A 16,121-nucleotide genomic window follows, 5' to 3' on the forward strand; every position below is an offset into this window, starting at 1 on the left:
ACCACTATGAATAAAATTCACCCCAAGAAGCTATTGCACAGCAAATGGACGGCGACGTCACCTAAAAATAAAGAGAAGCACTTTGTCGTAACAGAAATGGAGCTGGATGAAGAAGGCAATGTTGTGAAATGTGTCATTGAGGCGGTTATGAGTAAACGTGAGCAAGAGATGAACTGGCAAGAGCTGAAAGACCCAGAGCTATGGCGGCAAGGATGGAAGTAATGCACTTTGTTGAATTTTTTCCTAGGTTTGAAATCGAAAGATGGTACTTAGCTGATAGGCAACGGTCTGTGTATCTGCTACGTTGAGTTTGTTCGCTATCAACTAAAAAGGAATGACTATGATCGATTTCGACAATTCATCAGTGTTTAAGCTTAAACCCATTGAGGTATCAAAAGTTAGGGAAGATTTTCACAAGTTTCTTATTGATGGCGAGTCGGTATTTGCGGGCTTTAAAACGGTTCGCGACCAAGTGGTGTTCACCAACAAGCGAGTGATTGCGGCGAATGTGCAAGGGATTACGGGCTCAAAAGTGGATTACACGTCGCTGCCTTATAGCAAGATCAATGCATTTTCTATCGAGACGTCTGGTACTTTTGACTTAGATTGTGAAATTGAGTTCTTCATGAGTGAGGTGGGAAGAGTACGTTTTGAAATTAAAGGTTCGTTTGATCTGATTTCTTTCAACCGTATGGTTAGTGAGTATGTACTAGCGTAAGGGAATAGAAATGAGAGCTTCATTGAGAGACAAAATAATAGAGGTCTGTGACAAAAAGATCGAAAGCAAAGGTGAGCAGGTTGGGCTCTCATTTTATGCGTTTTTCGCCAACAAAAATGATGATCCTGAACAGTTGATGGAGGCGGCTACGTGGTGGATTCAGACCCATCGGCTCGACCACTTCGAAAAAGCAGTAAAAATCAAATCAATGGTGGAGTCTGGTATCTAAATTAAAAAAAAGAAATAAAGAAAGCAGACAAATGCCAACAACGTCGCGGATAAAACAGGGTAGATAATATAAGAGTCCTGTTTATTGGTTCTTTGAAAGCACAGAGAAACGAGTAAGACGTTGTAGACGACGAGCAGCATACTGATCATGGTCCCACTGTTAAGCGTTAAACTGGACAGCTGAGTTAAGAAAAACGCCAATAAAAGGTAGTCGAAGACAATTAACCATAAAAAGGCTTTCTTCAACAGATCGCGTTTTTTGTTTTCGGAAGGTGTTATGTGCATATAGAACTCAACTAAAAAGTCACAGTAACAGAGGTTTCAGTTAGAAAGGTCACCATCAGGCGAGGTGACCTTTTGAGGTTATAATTCTTGAATATTTACTTCGTTGGTGGCCGTATCACCCGAGTAATTGATGACTTCTTGTCGAATGACTGGTTGGTTAAATTCGGCTTTATCTTTCGCTTTTTGCAGTTCACTTTCTTGGTGGTTACCAAAAAGAGTTTCGAGTACTTTGGCTGCTGGCGTCGTTAAAACGAACAGCTCGATACGGCGGTTTTCGCTTGAATCTGGTTCATCAGGGTTAAGCAGTGCTCTATCCGACATGCCTGTGACCTGCATGACTCGATCATCCGGCATGCCACCTTCAACCAGCGTATTTCTTGCGACATCAGCTCGAGATGCAGATAGCGCCCAGTTTGATTGACGACCAAAGCGTTTTTTAAATGGAATCGCATCCGTATGTCCGCTGATGATCAGTGGGTTGTTCACACGCTGAAATACAGGCGCAAGTGCAAGTAATAAGTCTTCGAAGAAAGGGGTCAGCTCTGCGCCACCACGACTGAACATATGCTGTTTGTAATCATCTTGAAGGACGATACGTAGGCCTTGTGGGGTCACGGTGACGTTGACATTTCCTTGTGCGTTAATCTGAGCGGTCATTCGTTCAATGACTTTCGCCAACGCTGCAAGTTGCTCCTGAGTATCGAAGTTACCAGGAATCAACGAGTCGATTTCTGGCCCATCGCCGTCACCTCGAAAGTATGAGCTTACCACGTGGTTGGAATTGTGTTTACTTGGCACAGAAGAGTCCTGTGCCAAGTCAATAGGAGAGATACTTTGTGAAGTATCAAATGGATTACCGTAACTCTTGTCGAATACGCTCGAGCTATGTAAGTGGGCGACAATTGCTTTACGCTCTTCTTTGTCTACCACCTGCATAACCCAAAGCACAAGAAACAGCGCCATTAGGGCGATCATGAAGTCAGCAAACGCGACTTTCCACGCGCCGCCATGAGGTTCATCATGGCTGTGTGCTTTGGCACGTTTGAACACTACATGCTCTTGTTTTTGCATTATCCCTCCTGTTCAGCTAACCACTTCTCCATTTGGTTGAATGTTGGTTTGATGTCTAGCTGAATATGTTTACGACCAGCGTCAATGGCGAGCAATGTCGGCTTCTTCGCTACGTAGGCAACCAAGGTTGCGCGTACGCATTCAAAAGCAGTCATATTACGTTTTACTCGCTGAGCCATGGCGTTACTTAGTGGGTCTAAACCACAGTAACAACCGAAAATACCAATGAATGTACCTACGAGAGCTGCTGCAACGTGATAACCAATCATCGCGATTGAGCCATCAATGGCCTGCATGGTGATAATGATGCCACCAACTGCTGCAAGAATACCGAAGCCAGGTAGTGCTTCTGCTGTACGCTGTAATGAGCGTGAAGGCAAAAGCATTTCGTTTTGGATAGCTTCAATTTCTTGCTCTAGCAGTCCCTCTAATTCATGAGGCGACATTTGTCCCATTGCCATTAAACGTAAATTATCAGTAATGAAAGAAATTAGGCGATGATCCTCAGCAATCGTCGGGTAAGCGAGAAACATAGAGCTCTGTTCTGGCGACTCAATGTGAGAGTCAAGAAACTTATAACCACGGTTGCGCGCTGTCTCAAGCAAGTTATTGAGTAGCGCCATTAATTCCATGTAGTACTCATGCTCTTCTGTTGGACCTTTAATGGTCGCAGGCACTTGGCGACGCATTTCTTTCAGTACGTGAGGTGGGTTACCGATGATCAAAGAACCAGCAGCAGCGCCAATGATGATAAGGAATTCGGCTGGTTGCCAGATAGCGCCTAAGTTACCGCCGGCCCACATGTATCCACCGAAGACGCACACCAGGATAGTGAGGACTCCAAAAAACTTTTGCATCTTGTGACTCCTAAGAGGACATTAATTGGTTGAGTTGTTTCAGCGCTTGTTTGTGAAGCTGACATATACGAGGTGGTGTCAGATCCAATACCAGAGCTATTTCGTGTAAGTTGAGTTCATGTTGATAGAACAGAGTAAGCAGCAATTGATCACGCTTCGGCAATTTGCCTAAAGCGCTATCTAAACTGCGACGAATATGCTCATGTTCCATGCCATCATATTGCCCGCCAATATAACTATCACCACTGCTTTCCATTAGTTGGTCAAGGCTTTGCATCTCTCCCGCAAGGGCGGCATTTTGGCGGTTGTAATAGTCCTGCTCATTCGTCCCCAAGGCTTGGATGATTTCTGCATCCGTGGGCATCCGACCTAAAGAGCGTGTGAGATCTCGAGTCACGTCATTGAGTTCGTGAGCCTGCTGGCGAGTTTTACGTGAGCGCCAATCTAGCCGGCGTAATTCGTCTAAAATTGCACCTCGAACGCGACACACGGCAAAGGCAGGGAAATGAGGATCGTCAACATCGCCGTATCGGCGTCCAGCTTCAACTAGAGCGATAAGGCCAATTTGCTGCATATCTTCAATACTACAGTGAGAAGTGGCATGAACACGTAGCTGGTTAACGACGCGTTTCACCATAACTTGATGACGTTGCAGTAGTGCATTTTCGTCAATTGGACGTGATGGCGTCGTCACTTCCTCTTCTGTGGTATAGGTGTCTTGTATATTCATGTCTAACATGGTTGTGCTCCGTTATTGCACAACATATTTAGTCAACAAAACATCGTCGATTTCGCGAACGATGTCTGTCTTAGCAAAAGCCAGTAAAAGCGTTTGTTTTACTTCGTTTTGCAGAATATCGATGGCACCCGCTTGCTGTAACTCATCAAATGTTTTGTCGCTAAACAATTTTAATAATGAGTTTTGTACCATTGGCATGTACTCATCAATGTCTTTGATGCGCTCAGGACGGCGTGTTTCAATTGCTAGTTCTAGCATGACAAAGTGAGTCTGTTTTTTACCTTTCACGGTCAAAACGACTTTGTCTAAAGGATGGAAGCTAGGACCTTTGCTTGTCGGTTCTTCTGTGACTAAAAATGACAATGGAGAATCATCGATCAAGGAACCAGAGTCAGGTGACTCTTGAGCGTGTTTGTTTAAGTACCAGATTCCGCCCATAATCGTGGCGGCCGAAACGAGGGCGCTGGTGATGATCATGGCGATAAACAGGGCGATCATTTGTTGTTTGGTCATAACCTTTTTCCTCGAGGATTAACTAGGCTTGAGTGTTCAGCCAGTGTTCTGAATAGTTTGTTGTTGTAGTTTGGAATGCACCAGATTCTCGTGCTGCGAAAATAGTGGCGTCTTCTTCATTTGTATGTTGGTCATTGCGACTCTGGCTTTGATCAGAGCCCACGTTGACATCGACATGGACGAAGTTCTGCTCTTGCAGTTCTGTGCGTAGACGCTCAGACACTTGCATTAAAGCTTCCCGTGTTGCGGCTGCATTGGCATTGATGTGCACGCTTAGTCGGTCGCCTTCAACACGTACAAGTAAATCCAGCTTACCTAAATCCGGTGGGTCGAGGCGGATTTTGGCTTCTTGTACATTTTGTTGCGCTTGAAGAGTCACACGGTCATGCAGAACTTGCATCATTTGCTCTCCCCATTTCCCAGCACTGGTGTCAACGCGCACAGCCGCCCACTCAGAGCCTTGAGTTTGAATATGACTCGTGGCAACGGCGGTGTTCGGGGCTTGTGGCGTTGGTGTTTGTCCTTGGAGTGGTGAGGCCGTTGGTTGCCCTTGAGCTGGTTGACTCAATAGGGTCTGAAAGTCGGCACTGGAGATTGATAGACGCGAGTTCGATGACATCGGTTGGCTTTGTTGCACCTCTTGTTGCTTTGGAGAGGTGTTTAGAAAGGCGTTATTTGAGTCTTGTATTGTAGACTTAACATCGTTAGCTACCGATAAAGGCGGAGTTTTTCCGAACTGACCCGACTGCTTTTCTGCCATAGTGAGCATACGCTGGGTTAGAGCCTGAGCTTGCATAGCAAGATCAGGTGATTCTGTTGAACCCAGTGTACTTGTCAGGTGAGCATCTGCTTCAGAAGCCGAGTGTTCGTCAGTATCCAAACCATGAGCATGCGCCTTTTCTTCGCTGTCCAAAGCTGGAGCGGTAAGATGAAAACTCGGCACGGTTGAAGCTGAGGCGAAACCTTGGCCGTCATACTGGCTATGCTCCGACATAGGGTTATGAGAAAAACCGTGTACAGCTCTTGCTTGTTTTATGTTGCCTTCATGGCCAGGTGATGCATTGCCGGATATTTGAGTTGAAGGAGATACGATCATTGAGTTAGCTCCATGGTCATCGCTAATTGATAGGCCATAGCGCGCTCTTGATGGTCATTGACCATGTTCATCTCTTTTTCTAACTCGTTCTTCGACTTTTCTAATCTAGCGAATGCATCAGCATGAACGGTTTTGGCACGTTGAATTTCAGGTGCAAGCTTAGGATCCTTCAAAAAAGGTTTGTGACTGATCAATAGCTCTCGCAACTGCAAGTCATAGCGCTTAAGCGCATGCCAATCTGCTGTTTTTGTAGCGAATTGGATGAGCTGAGATAAATGACGAAATCGCTCTGGCGACACTTTATGCTTGTTGTCCAAAATTCATCCAACCTTCACGAATATTACCCATTACACGCTCGACATTAACCAAGCGATTCGCATCGTTCTGCACGCTGGCGTAATAAAGCTCAACTTGGCAGAAGTCATACAGCTGGCGTAAATTTTCAGCAATTTCGCCACCATTCTCATCATCTAGAGCGCTTGTGAGCCCAATTAAGATGTTCATACATTTGTTGATTCCGTTACCTTTCTCCGCCAAGCGATTCGCAGCCAAATGGCCACGAATACGTTCAACTTCATCAAGTAAGCCATCGATCAACATAATGACTAATTGGTGTGGGTTTGCTGCTGCCGCTTGCGCGTTGAGGTCTACTTGCTGGTACGAGTCATAGCCAGAGTCCATAAGCATGAGTTTTTTCTCCTAAAGGCTTAGCCAAACATCGACATGGTTTGGTTCATTTGGGTCATTAACGCGTTCATTTGTGTGAACTGTTTGATGTAGCGTTTGTACGACATATCGTATTTACGCTCTAATGTAGATTGTTTATCTTCTATGCGATCCAAGTTAGCTTGAAGCGCATTTTTACGGGATTTGAATGCGCCTGATGAAAACTTCAGAAATGGATCAATCATCGCGTCCATTGAGTCAAGTAAGGCATCGTCGCCATTAAACATTGCTTCCAAGCCCACGCTGTTATTCTTTTGAACTTCGGCGAATTTTTCGTGGTCGACTTTCATTTTCCCATCACGATCCAAGCTCACACCGATTTCACTCAGACGCATACCACCGTGTTCCCCTCGAACCAAATTAGTTAATTGGCTCTCAATGGAGCGAAGTGTTGGATCACTTGCTAACACTCCACGTTTTTTGTCTTCACTACCTATTTGGGTGTGCTGGTTCATTGCGCCAATAAGAGTGTTATATGCGTCAACAAACTTATCCAATTGCTCTTTAGTTGCTTCGCTGTCAGAGCCTATATCAAGGCCAACAGGTGTTTCACCAGAAGCTTGAGCTTTGGTTAGAGTAATATCTACACCGTCGATTACACCTTCAAATGTATTGCTTGCGTTCGTCAGTTTGAGACCAGAGTCTTTAGCTCCCAACCACATTACAGCATCTTGCGGGGCGCTAATTTGGTTTAGATTTGTGAATGCATCTTCAAACCAGGCTTGGCCAGTACCAGACGCCGATACGTTGATTTGGTTAGCAACACCAGTTTCAGTGCTTGATAACATAAAGTGAGTTTGACCATTTGAGCGAACTAAGGTGGCGTTTACTCCAGGGTTATCGCTGTTGTTGTTGATTGCTTTTGCTAAGTCACTGACTGTTGCTGTGCCATCACCGTCTGAATCAACAGTCGATAGATCTAGCGTCATTGTTTCGCCATTGATCGTGAACTCGAGAGAGCCAGTTGTTGGGACTTCAGTTGTTGCTTCTAGATCAGCAGGCATCCCTGTAGAGACTTGATGAGACGTGGCAACTTGCTCAACAAAAATTTGGTAGTTGCCTGTGAGGGCCTTAGCATCTGCACTGGCTGTAAAGTAACCTTCCTGAGATAGGGTTGCACTGTTCTTAATGATGGTGTTTGTGCTGCTGTTCATTTCGTTTAACGAATTACGAAAGTCTCGTAATGCCGTTTCAACTTTACCTAGAGCGGAAAGTTGCGCTTGATATTTGCTGGCTTGTAGCTGATAGCGCTGTTGAAACGGTTGAACGTCAAAAGTGGCAAATTTAGTAGCCATTGTAATTGGATCTAATGAACTCATGAGGTTACTCCCTCTCTCATATATACGGCTTAAATAGCTTATCTGCTATGCCTTGGTTTAACAGTTCATCGCAAGATGTGTGCCGTATATAAATAGCTATATATAACAATGCTTTGCGATGTATTATTTCATAGAGAGGAAGCTGTGGTTCCACCTTTTGTGTTCCGCTTTCCTCTAGAAAACAAGTAGCGTTTTCCTATAAGACAAGGCGACTCAAGACTCGTAAATGTTTAATAGAATTTCTAAGTGGAGTTGAAAGGGAGGAAGGGACTCAGAATAGATATTTCGGTGTTTACTTCTAATGAATTAAGATAATTCTTACATCGTATTTATATGCTTCCTGTTATCTTTTCATCAAATTGGAGTATCGGAAAGAAAAACAACAATTATGAACGAATTTGCCTTACGACTAATGAAGTGTGCTCGCGAATATGAGCGCTTTATTCACGCTAAATTACTTAGCAAGCAGAGTCTTAATTCTGACGAGTTGGCAAGTATCCAAAAAGAGGCCATATCAAAATTTCCTGAGTTAAAACGCTATCAGTTCGATAATAGTCCTGAGCCAGTGGAACTAGAGTTATTTAACAAAGTGTTAAGGAATATTATGCTGAAAGTAGGTTTTAGATTGCCAGACTCTCATTGGGATAATAATAGTTCTATTTACATCAGGCGATAAAAAAGCCTCAATGATGAGGCTTTCTAGAGCTAATAGCGTTCACTCAACGCTTTTATGTTAGGCGCAATTTCATACCTTAGAATATCTGCAAGTGCAGTGAAGTCATGAACTTCTCGGGCGGTATTTATTCGCGAAAGTATTTCGAGAACAGACGTGCGCTCTGACTGAACGGTGAATAATTTTGTTAGGAGATTTAGACATCTCCCTAACATTAAGTCGCCTGTCAAGTGGTCACCGTATGAGTAAACCTCTGAAGTTTTAATAAAAGTGTCATAAACAGAGTTAATCTCGGTTGCCATATAGTTCCTCCACATTGAAATATTCAGCACCAATAATTTTTGCACCAATACGGCTCCAATTGTAAAACTTGGTCTGTGGTGATGCTGCTATTAGGTTCTCAACACCGCTTCCAAACATGCGGTAGGCTGGTGAGGTTTTGATCATCTCACCATAACCATTCTCTACTCGTGCTGTCATCGTCGCGTTCGGGTCGTCTGGTCTGTTTTCGCGTCCTGAATGGATGATATCTCCAGGGAAACCAAAATCGCATCCGATTAGTGATACTTGGGTAGCACCTTGTAAAAGGGTGAAGTGGATTAGAGGATGGATTACCGAACCAAACGAGTAAGGGCGATATTTAACCGGTAGTTTGCTTGCAAATCTGTCGTATGTGAAGTCACCCAAGTGTAAGTAATACTTCTCGCCATGCCAGTTTTGGAAAATACGGCTAGGCATATGGCTACCAAACACCAAAATAGTATTTTTGGCGATCTCATATGGAATATGTTCGTCACCTAAATTTAAATCTACAGCAAATACGACATCTGGTTTGATGTTATTTTCAATTAAGCACTTGCATGCAGTTGATGCAGCAATAAGCTTGGGACGATTTGGTCGGTTATAGACTGTTTTTAACTCTTCAATATGATGCTGGAGTGATGGGCCAGCACCAATACAAATAGCGTCGTCTACTTGATACATAAGATAATGATCAGAAGAGTTTAGGCGTTTTAAAAGAGGTTCGTTTTCTTTCTCTCTTGTGAGCAGTTCTTCATCGCTATGTCTATAGCTAGCGTTTGCATAGCCGATCAAAACACGGTTTTCTAAGCGGAAATAAAGCCATTGATGAGTATGACGCGAAATGGCTCTGTCGGCATTGAGAATGATACAATCATCCCAAGTAAGGCTCGCGAGTTTTCTACCTATATCGCTTTGGTCTTCTGAGACGATGATCAACGAAACACGAGGATCGGATATCCATTGTTGTGGAACGAGAGAAAGCACCAATTTTGCTAACGGTAGGTTATAAAGATAAACACGAATTGATCGAGCATTTTTATCTTGTGTTAACAGGGATGGGACATTGCCCATACCGATGCCCCAAATATGATAATCGTCGCTAGACGTTAGGCTTCGGTACTGGAAGGCTTCTTCGACCGGGTCATAAGCACTGCTAAGTTGAACTCCGTTGACTTTTAGGGTCATCGCTGCTTTTTCAACTACTTCAAAGTGTAAGTCGCTAAAGTCTGCACTGTCTAAGGCTTTTGCTACGTCAGGCCAACGAGAGCGAATGATATCAATATGTTGAGAATAAACTGGTGTCATAATATTCAGATAGTAAAAAACCCCACCGGATGGGTGGGGTTATAAGCTTCAATGATTAGCGTAGTAGAGACATTGCCATGCCAGGAAGCTGGTTAGTCTTAGAAAGAACTGTTGTACCTGCTTGCATAAGCATTTGGTTCTTAGTCATGTTTGAAGACTCTGTAGCGAAGTCTGCATCAGTGATACGGCCTTTTGCTGCAGAAGTGTTTTCAGTCATGTTACCAAGGTTAGTCATTGTGTGCTCTAGACGGTTGATGTTAGCACCAAACTGAGCACGTGCTGTACCTAGATCTGCTAGCATACCGCCAGAGCTTGAAAGGTTTGCAAGAGCTGTAGAAGCTGCAGCAGCAGTGCTGATGCTTGTCAGGCCTGCAATTGCTGTCGAGATCTCGTTTAGCTGTGTTTTTGCATTTACAGCTAGTTTCTCTGCACCAGTCGCACCAATTTGGTAAGTAACGCTGCTTGCACCAAAACCGCCGCCTTCAGCTAGAAGTTTTTGACCACCAAATGAAGTGTTTTCCATGATGTTGCCTAGCTCAGATGCTAGCTGTTTGAACTCTGCATCCAAAGCTGCACGGTCTTCTTGACTGTTTGAGCCGTTCAAAGATTGTGTTGCTAGGTCGTTCATGCGGTATGTGATGTTTGTCATCTCATCCATTGCACCTTCAGCAGTCTGCATCATAGAGATGCCGTCCTGTGCGTTACGCATCGCTACATTCATACCACGAGTCTGAGCTTCCAGACGAGTTGCAATTTGTAGACCCGCAGCGTCGTCTGCTGCTGAGTTGATGCGGTAACCCGTGCTTAGACGCTCCATCGCAGTGTTTAGAAGACCGCTTGTGTTGTTCAGAGTGTTTTGAGTTACAAGCGATGCGTAGTTAGTGTGCATTGATAAAGCCATCTTAGTCTCCTTAGTTAGTCACTATATCTTTCAGGCCTCGGGATATTCCCTAGTCACTAACTAGAGGCGGTCGGTCAGCTTTAATGATTAATTTGAAAATTAAAAAATTCCTAAAAAAGATCAAAATTGATGATTTTTAGTGACTTGTATTCCATGAAAATACAGATATAACATCAAATAACCTGAATAAGCCTGACTTAATCAGGGAAGCAGTCATCTATCAATATTGTCGTTCTTCGTTATAAATAAAAAAACAGCGCGAATAATTCGCGCTGTTTTATAAAGATTAATAGTTAGGATTCTGTCATTCCTCACCAAAAGATTGAAAAGAGAGGGAGGTCGGGATGTCACTGAAATAACCAAAGTAATAATTGGCCCCTAACAAGCGATAGCGGTTTAGCTCTGTTTGGCTCGCTACCCGCCCGGCTACCCAAGGGTATTTGTGCTTTCTTAAGAACTTAGCAATCGGTAGGAAAGCATGTCTTTCTTCTTTATCCTCTAATGTGACTGATAGTTTGATCATATCGGGACTAAAGTCAGCGACTCGTTCGAAGTTCACTTGTGATGTCGCGACTTCAAACCAAAGTGAGTAGGCGTTTTCTCTTAACTTCTCAATCAGCGCTGAGACTTTATCATAGGCGCATAGCGTTTTGTCTGCTTGAAGAGAAGGAATCACATGTTGAAAAGCGCAAGAGTGAAACTGAATCATCTGTTCGAGAAAGTATATGCCTGGTTCCCATAGTAATGCGTCAATTCTTATCGGCACGACGACGTTACTGATTAAGTCGGGGTGAAAGGCTTCTAGCTGAAACTGTGTTTGTCGCAATGCGAGATAAAGGCTGAACAAATCTAGGCAGTACTGCATTTGTTCAGAGAGTTCGAATTGATAGACGCTTTGTTCGCCACGCGTGCCAAATCTCAACGTTAGGTGTTGGAATTCTACCTCTCCTGATTGAGTCTCGCGAATGGCTTGGCACGCGTGTTGAATGTCATTGTGCTTTAAAGCATCAAATACTAATTGATCGTCATCCGTGACGATATGTTGTACTGCGAGACCAACCAAATGTTCGTACATCGCATGTGTTGAAATAAGATTAACCAAGGTTTCCTACCACATTGATTTGTTTGTTTTCTGGAATTTCGTTGTAAGACAATACTGCCAGTCCTTGCGTAAATGTGCGTGCGTAACGAGCCAGAAGTGGACGTAACTGAGGCATAACGAGAAGAATCGGAGGTAATCCCTGTTGTTTGAGCTGTTGTCTTATCAGTGGCAAGTTTTGTTGGAACTGACCAAGAATATTTGGCTCAATTGGGAAGCTGTCTAACATTACTGTACCTGAAGATTGTGCTTGTTGTAGCGAAGTCAGTAGCATTTGTTCTAGTTCATCAGAGAGAGCGTAGACATTTAATTCGTTTTTCTGTCCCGCGATCAGGTTTACGAGCGTGCGTTTTAGTGCGCAACGCACATCAGATGCCAGTAAAATCGGGTCTTTAGTGTTTTCCGCGGATTCCAACATTGTGTTAGCAATCGTACGAATATCTTTTAGTGGCACTTGGTCTAGTAACAACTGGCGATATACTTTGAGTTGCTGCGCAGGGTTAAGTGCCGCGGCTAAGGCTTCGGCTAACTTCGGTGCTTGCTGTGTCAAACGTTGCGTCATGGCTTCAACATCGTCGTGCGTAAACAACTCAGCAAGGTTTGTTTTCATTATCTTGCTAATATGAGTCGCGATGACCGTGCCATCATCGACCACTTGATAACCCATGTTCAGCGCTTTCGCTTTGTCTTGATGTTCAATCCATACTGCTGGTAGTTGGTAGGCAGGATCACTGCCCAAAATACCATCTACCTCACCGTACGTTTCTCCGACTGCAATCGCCATCAAACGTTCTGGCTCGATAAAGCCTTGTTCGATCACTTCGCCATTGAGAGAAATTGTATACTGATTCGGCTTAAGGCTTAGGTTGTCTCGAATACGCACCTCTGGTAATAAAAAGCCGACTTGTTCAGATAGGTTACGGCGCACACCGCGAATACGCTGTGATAAAGGTGCACCTTGTTCTTTGTTGACTAGGTGAACGAGACGGTAACCCAGGGAAAGTGACAACGTTTGAACATGAGGAATATCTTCCCACGTAAGTGGTGTATCGTCCTCTTGCATGGCTTGTGAAAGTGCTTCGACCTCCTCGATTTGGGAGTCTTGCACGGGCTTTTTCATTTGACGCCAACCCGCGAAAGCTAAAGCACCCGCGAAAGCAAAAAAGGCCAAATGTGGCATGCCTGGTACCATGCCTATCACAGCCATGATGCCTGCGACGGTAAACAGTGTCGCCGGGGTTGCCAGCAATTGTTTTTGCATGGTTTCCGACATGCCATTATCGCTATCATTAATTCGCGTAACGATAATCGCTGCAGCCGTTGCCAATAGAAGTGACGGAATTTGAGCTACTAAGCCATCACCGATTGTAAGTAGTGCGTAGGTTTTAAAGGCGTCAGATGCTGCGAGTCCATGCTCAAAGACGCCGATGCTGATACCACCAATGATGTTGATAAACAGAATCAGCAAACCAGCGATAGCATCGCCTCGCACAAACTTTGAGGCACCGTCCATCGAGCCGTGGAAATCGGCTTCGTTAGCGACTTCTTTGCGACGCAATCGAGCGGTTTCCTGATCGATAAGACCGGCATTTAAGTCGGCATCAATCGCCATCTGTTTGCCCGGTAAGGCATCCAAAGTAAAGCGCGCTGACACCTCAGAGATACGTTCGCCACCTTTGGTAATTACGACGAAGTTGATGATCATCAAGATAACAAACACCACCATACCAACGACGTAGTTACCGCCAATAACGACTTCACCGAACGCTTGGATGACTTTACCTGCCGCATCCCCCCCATTATGTCCTTCTAGGAGTACGATTCGTGTGGAAGCGACGTTCAGTGTAAGACGCAATAATGTCGCGACTAACAAAATCGTTGGAAAAACTGAGAAGTCTAATGGTCGCTTTGCGGTAGTGCTGACCAGCAATACTAGGATTGCTAAGACGATATTGAAGGTAAACAACGCATCCAATAGCAGGGGAGGCAAAGGTAAAATCACCATTGCCAAAATCATTAGCAAGACAATTGGAATGCCAATGTAGCCTTTGGTTGATGTTTGAAGTTGTTTTAACCGGTTAAGCATACTTTCGTGTCCTTGGATAAACGCGGGTTAATCAGTGCTGCAAATGCTTTGGAATCGAAAAATGAGGCAAAGGAGTTGGCTCTTTTCCTTCACCTTTACGGAAGGCTTTCAATTGCAAAACGTACGTAAGAATATGTGCCACGGCAATGTACAGTTGGCTTGGGATTGCTTGTTCAATCGCTGTGGTGTGATAGATCGAACGAGTCAACGGTGGTGAGTTGATGATCTCCACCTTGTTTTCTCGGGCGATTCGTTGAATGTGCATGGCTGTTTCGTCTACGCCTTTTGCAACCACAAATGGAGCATCAGAAAGTGAAGGTTCGTACTTCAGAGCGACAGCGTAGTGAGTTGGGTTAGTGATGATCACGTCAGCCGTTGGTACCATCTTATCGATTTTACGGCGTGCAAACTGCTGTTGAATTTGACGGATTCGCTGCTTTACTTCTGGGCGGCCTTCGTTGTTCTTGAATTCCTCCTTCAGCTCTTGTTTGGTCATACGCAGCTCTTTTAGGTGCTCCCAACGTTGGTAGGGAATGTCTACAACACCAAATAACAACAACGCAAACCCCATCAACAGTAAGCCTTCAAAGAGAATAGACATCACCAGGGAAAAGCCTTGGCTTAAAGGTAAGTTTTGCATACCTAGCAGAGGCTGTAAGTGGTTGTCTAAATAGCCATATAAGATGCCGAAGATCACGGCTACTTTGAACGTGGACTTTAAGAGCTCAACCACTGAGCGTGTCGAAAAAATGCGCTTTATCCCACTTAAAGGATTAATTTTGCTCAGCTTTGGCATCACGTTCGCCGGACGGAACATCCAACCGCCTAGTACAAGGCTGCTACCACAGGTCACGATAATAATGACGGTAAACAACGGTAATAACATGTCGATGATTACCGCTAAACTTTGTCCTAATTGCTCGACAAGCTGTTTAGGGTTTTCTAGGTCGGCTCGCGTCAGCATCATGTTGTAGCGAAAAATACCTGACATACTTTCCCAAATGCTATTGAGCTGAGAGTAAAAGTAGAGCGCTACCGCTAGAAATATCACCGCAGTAGTAAACTCTTTTGCTCGAGGAATTTGTCCTTCCTGACGTGCTTTTTTTACTTTCTGCGGCGAGGCTTTTTCAGTTTTGTCCTGAGACGATTGATCGCTCATGCGCCCCCCAACATAAAGTTACTCAAGTGTCTGATGGTGTCGTGCACAAGCGCGGTGTAGCGACCCGGCACACCAGATACTGAAATTAATACGCTGAACAGGCCAAGAAGCATCGTCATTGGAAAGCCTAACGCATACACGTTGAGTGAGGGGGCGGCGCGATTCATCACACCAAAACTGATGTTGGCTAAGAGCATTGAAACAATAGCAGGCAACGCTAGTGCTAAAGCAGAGGCAAACATCCAACCGAAAATATTTACAACGCCTTGCAGAGAAAGCGATGTGATGCCAGAACCGACCGGCCACACGACAAAACTTTGAATCACGATATCAATGACGAGCAAGTGTCCTTCTAGCGCGAGAAATAACAAGGTTGAAAATATAAGAAATATGCGGCCCAAAATGGCGACAGAAAGTCCGTTGATAGGATCATTCATCATTGCCATACCCAATCCCATTTGCAGAGAAACGACCTGACCAAGCATGGTGAAAACGTTAAAGAGCATGTGCAAAATTAGCCCAAACATCACGCCCCAAATCGCTTGCTCAAAAGCAAGGAATAGAGACGTCATGGAGAATAATTCGACTTGTGGCATTGGTGGCATCAATGGTGCGGTAATCACGACGATCGAAAGTGCCAGTAAGGTACGGATCCAAACGGGAATGATTGCATCACCAAAGAAGGGCATCGAAATAAATACAGCTCCCACACGAAAAAACGGCCACCAGAGTTGACCGAGTATCGCTGAGAGCTCTGCAAATGTGATGGCCATTAGCCAATCATCCCCGGTATGTTGTGGAATAAGAAATCAAACAGTTCCATGATTTTTCGGAGCATCCAATGACCCGCAAAAATCACCATCAATAGCGTAACGAGCAAACGTGGTAAAAAGCTGAGTGTTTGCTCGTTGATTTGTGTGGCGGCCTGGAAAACGGCGATACACAAACCGACAATTAAGCCAGGAACAACCAGTACCGCAACCATCAAAATGATCAGCCATACTGCATCGGAAAATAACGTTACGGTTAGTTCAGGGGTCATA

Annotated in this window: 20 protein-coding genes; 4 read left to right on the forward strand and 16 right to left on the reverse strand. The window is 44.4% G+C overall.

Annotated elements, in window-relative coordinates:
- Nucleotides 1-6 precede the first annotated feature (6 nt).
- From ACZ5ZC_RS04275 to ACZ5ZC_RS04285, 3 genes are all read left to right on the forward strand, one after another.
- On the forward strand, nt 7-222 hold the full coding sequence (locus tag ACZ5ZC_RS04275) for a TIGR02450 family Trp-rich protein (RefSeq protein WP_005396585.1): 216 nt from the start codon (nt 7-9) through the stop codon (nt 220-222).
- Between the two features lie 118 nt (nt 223-340).
- Nucleotides 341-718, forward strand: a complete 378-nt coding sequence (locus ACZ5ZC_RS04280) for a PH domain-containing protein (RefSeq protein WP_005396583.1) — start codon at nt 341-343, stop codon at nt 716-718.
- A 10-nt stretch (nt 719-728) separates the two neighbouring features.
- Complete coding sequence (locus ACZ5ZC_RS04285) at nt 729-947, forward strand: DUF6500 family protein (protein ID WP_054866829.1); 219 nt, start codon at nt 729-731, stop codon at nt 945-947.
- On the opposite strand, the gene ACZ5ZC_RS04290 is transcribed toward ACZ5ZC_RS04285, so the two are convergent.
- The 9 genes from ACZ5ZC_RS04290 to fliD all read right to left on the reverse strand — a co-directional run bounded on the left by ACZ5ZC_RS04290 (nt 944) and on the right by fliD (nt 7,552).
- On the reverse strand, nt 944-1,231 hold the full coding sequence (locus ACZ5ZC_RS04290) for a hypothetical protein (RefSeq protein ID WP_031780567.1): 288 nt from the start codon (nt 1,229-1,231) through the stop codon (nt 944-946). The genes ACZ5ZC_RS04285 and ACZ5ZC_RS04290 overlap by 4 nt on opposite strands.
- 78 nt (nt 1,232-1,309) lie before the next feature.
- Nucleotides 1,310-2,302, reverse strand: a complete 993-nt coding sequence (locus ACZ5ZC_RS04295) for a flagellar motor protein MotB (RefSeq protein WP_005396581.1) — start codon at nt 2,300-2,302, stop codon at nt 1,310-1,312.
- Nucleotides 2,302-3,159 (reverse strand): flagellar motor stator protein MotA, encoded by an 858-nt coding sequence (gene motA / locus ACZ5ZC_RS04300; RefSeq protein ID WP_005396580.1) that lies wholly within the window; start codon nt 3,157-3,159, stop codon nt 2,302-2,304. Before motA ends, ACZ5ZC_RS04295 begins: the two co-directional genes overlap by 1 nt.
- Before the next feature lie 10 nt (nt 3,160-3,169).
- Nucleotides 3,170-3,898 (reverse strand): FliA/WhiG family RNA polymerase sigma factor, encoded by a 729-nt coding sequence (locus tag ACZ5ZC_RS04305; RefSeq protein ID WP_005396579.1) that lies wholly within the window; start codon nt 3,896-3,898, stop codon nt 3,170-3,172.
- Nucleotides 3,899-3,910: 12 nt separating this feature from the next.
- Nucleotides 3,911-4,411: a flagellar basal body-associated FliL family protein gene (locus ACZ5ZC_RS04310; protein WP_005398533.1), complete on the reverse strand. Its 501-nt coding sequence runs from the start codon at nt 4,409-4,411 to the stop codon at nt 3,911-3,913.
- A gap of 22 nt (nt 4,412-4,433) precedes the next feature.
- Entirely contained in the window at nt 4,434-5,507 is a 1,074-nt protein-coding gene (locus tag ACZ5ZC_RS04315) for a flagellar hook-length control protein FliK (protein WP_053808277.1), read from the reverse strand.
- Complete coding sequence (locus tag ACZ5ZC_RS04320) at nt 5,504-5,824, reverse strand: hypothetical protein (protein ID WP_005398525.1); 321 nt, start codon at nt 5,822-5,824, stop codon at nt 5,504-5,506. Before ACZ5ZC_RS04320 ends, ACZ5ZC_RS04315 begins: the two co-directional genes overlap by 4 nt.
- Nucleotides 5,808-6,194, reverse strand: coding sequence for a flagellar export chaperone FliS (fliS, locus tag ACZ5ZC_RS04325; protein WP_005398523.1), 387 nt, complete (start codon nt 6,192-6,194; stop codon nt 5,808-5,810). Before fliS ends, ACZ5ZC_RS04320 begins: the two co-directional genes overlap by 17 nt.
- A 20-nt stretch (nt 6,195-6,214) precedes the next feature.
- On the reverse strand, nt 6,215-7,552 hold the full coding sequence (gene fliD / locus ACZ5ZC_RS04330) for a flagellar filament capping protein FliD (RefSeq protein WP_006741986.1): 1,338 nt from the start codon (nt 7,550-7,552) through the stop codon (nt 6,215-6,217).
- A gap of 388 nt (nt 7,553-7,940) precedes the next feature.
- Here fliD and ACZ5ZC_RS04335 point away from each other — a divergent pair, with 388 nt between their 5' ends.
- Nucleotides 7,941-8,228: a hypothetical protein gene (locus ACZ5ZC_RS04335; protein ID WP_041853112.1), complete on the forward strand. Its 288-nt coding sequence runs from the start codon at nt 7,941-7,943 to the stop codon at nt 8,226-8,228.
- Between the two features lie 282 nt (nt 8,229-8,510).
- On the opposite strand, the gene ACZ5ZC_RS04340 is transcribed toward ACZ5ZC_RS04335, so the two are convergent.
- The 7 genes from ACZ5ZC_RS04340 to fliQ all read right to left on the reverse strand — a co-directional run bounded on the left by ACZ5ZC_RS04340 (nt 8,511) and on the right by fliQ (nt 16,120).
- On the reverse strand, nt 8,511-9,833 hold the full coding sequence (locus ACZ5ZC_RS04340; protein WP_005398053.1) for a 6-hydroxymethylpterin diphosphokinase MptE-like protein: 1,323 nt from the start codon (nt 9,831-9,833) through the stop codon (nt 8,511-8,513).
- Nucleotides 9,834-9,888: 55 nt separating this feature from the next.
- Complete coding sequence (gene lafA, locus ACZ5ZC_RS04345) at nt 9,889-10,734, reverse strand: lateral flagellin LafA (protein WP_054866831.1); 846 nt, start codon at nt 10,732-10,734, stop codon at nt 9,889-9,891.
- A 304-nt stretch (nt 10,735-11,038) separates the two neighbouring features.
- Nucleotides 11,039-11,809, reverse strand: coding sequence for an EAL domain-containing protein (locus ACZ5ZC_RS04350; protein ID WP_047009608.1), 771 nt, complete (start codon nt 11,807-11,809; stop codon nt 11,039-11,041).
- Nucleotides 11,810-11,828: 19 nt separating this feature from the next.
- Nucleotides 11,829-13,919 carry a flagellar biosynthesis protein FlhA gene (gene flhA / locus ACZ5ZC_RS04355; RefSeq protein WP_420664560.1) on the reverse strand — a complete coding sequence of 697 codons (2,091 nt, stop codon included), beginning with the start codon at nt 13,917-13,919 and terminating at the stop codon, nt 11,829-11,831.
- Between the two features lie 31 nt (nt 13,920-13,950).
- Complete coding sequence (gene flhB, locus ACZ5ZC_RS04360; protein WP_006741983.1) at nt 13,951-15,078, reverse strand: flagellar biosynthesis protein FlhB; 1,128 nt, start codon at nt 15,076-15,078, stop codon at nt 13,951-13,953.
- Nucleotides 15,075-15,851 (reverse strand): flagellar biosynthetic protein FliR, encoded by a 777-nt coding sequence (gene fliR, locus ACZ5ZC_RS04365; RefSeq protein WP_006741982.1) that lies wholly within the window; start codon nt 15,849-15,851, stop codon nt 15,075-15,077. Before fliR ends, flhB begins: the two co-directional genes overlap by 4 nt.
- On the reverse strand, nt 15,851-16,120 hold the full coding sequence (gene fliQ / locus ACZ5ZC_RS04370) for a flagellar biosynthesis protein FliQ (protein WP_005375036.1): 270 nt from the start codon (nt 16,118-16,120) through the stop codon (nt 15,851-15,853). The genes fliR and fliQ overlap by 1 nt, the downstream gene beginning before the upstream one ends.
- Nucleotide 16,121 lies beyond the last annotated feature (1 nt).

The sequence above is a fragment of the Vibrio sp. JCM 18905 genome, assembly GCF_055393305.1.

Excerpts from the sequence above, each read along its gene's own strand:
- ACZ5ZC_RS04275 (WP_005396585.1), top strand. The coding sequence starts at position 7 with ATGAATAAAATTCACCCCAAGAAGCTATTGCACAGCAAATGGACGGCG.
- ACZ5ZC_RS04280 (WP_005396583.1), top strand. The coding sequence starts at position 341 with ATGATCGATTTCGACAATTCATCAGTGTTTAAGCTTAAACCCATTGAG.
- ACZ5ZC_RS04285 (WP_054866829.1), top strand. The coding sequence starts at position 729 with ATGAGAGCTTCATTGAGAGACAAAATAATAGAGGTCTGTGACAAAAAG.
- ACZ5ZC_RS04290 (WP_031780567.1), bottom strand. The coding sequence starts at position 1,231 with ATGCACATAACACCTTCCGAAAACAAAAAACGCGATCTGTTGAAGAAA.
- ACZ5ZC_RS04295 (WP_005396581.1), bottom strand. The coding sequence starts at position 2,302 with ATGCAAAAACAAGAGCATGTAGTGTTCAAACGTGCCAAAGCACACAGC.
- motA (WP_005396580.1), bottom strand. The coding sequence starts at position 3,159 with ATGCAAAAGTTTTTTGGAGTCCTCACTATCCTGGTGTGCGTCTTCGGT.
- ACZ5ZC_RS04305 (WP_005396579.1), bottom strand. The coding sequence starts at position 3,898 with ATGTTAGACATGAATATACAAGACACCTATACCACAGAAGAGGAAGTG.
- ACZ5ZC_RS04310 (WP_005398533.1), bottom strand. The coding sequence starts at position 4,411 with ATGACCAAACAACAAATGATCGCCCTGTTTATCGCCATGATCATCACC.
- ACZ5ZC_RS04315 (WP_053808277.1), bottom strand. The coding sequence starts at position 5,507 with ATGATCGTATCTCCTTCAACTCAAATATCCGGCAATGCATCACCTGGC.
- fliS (WP_005398523.1), bottom strand. The coding sequence starts at position 6,194 with ATGCTTATGGACTCTGGCTATGACTCGTACCAGCAAGTAGACCTCAAC.
- fliD (WP_006741986.1), bottom strand. The coding sequence starts at position 7,552 with ATGAGTTCATTAGATCCAATTACAATGGCTACTAAATTTGCCACTTTT.
- ACZ5ZC_RS04335 (WP_041853112.1), top strand. The coding sequence starts at position 7,941 with ATGAACGAATTTGCCTTACGACTAATGAAGTGTGCTCGCGAATATGAG.
- ACZ5ZC_RS04340 (WP_005398053.1), bottom strand. The coding sequence starts at position 9,833 with ATGACACCAGTTTATTCTCAACATATTGATATCATTCGCTCTCGTTGG.
- lafA (WP_054866831.1), bottom strand. The coding sequence starts at position 10,734 with ATGGCTTTATCAATGCACACTAACTACGCATCGCTTGTAACTCAAAAC.
- ACZ5ZC_RS04350 (WP_047009608.1), bottom strand. The coding sequence starts at position 11,809 with ATGTACGAACATTTGGTTGGTCTCGCAGTACAACATATCGTCACGGAT.
- flhA (WP_420664560.1), bottom strand. The coding sequence starts at position 13,919 with ATGCTTAACCGGTTAAAACAACTTCAAACATCAACCAAAGGCTACATT.
- flhB (WP_006741983.1), bottom strand. The coding sequence starts at position 15,078 with ATGAGCGATCAATCGTCTCAGGACAAAACTGAAAAAGCCTCGCCGCAG.
- fliR (WP_006741982.1), bottom strand. The coding sequence starts at position 15,851 with ATGGCCATCACATTTGCAGAGCTCTCAGCGATACTCGGTCAACTCTGG.
- fliQ (WP_005375036.1), bottom strand. The coding sequence starts at position 16,120 with ATGACCCCTGAACTAACCGTAACGTTATTTTCCGATGCAGTATGGCTG.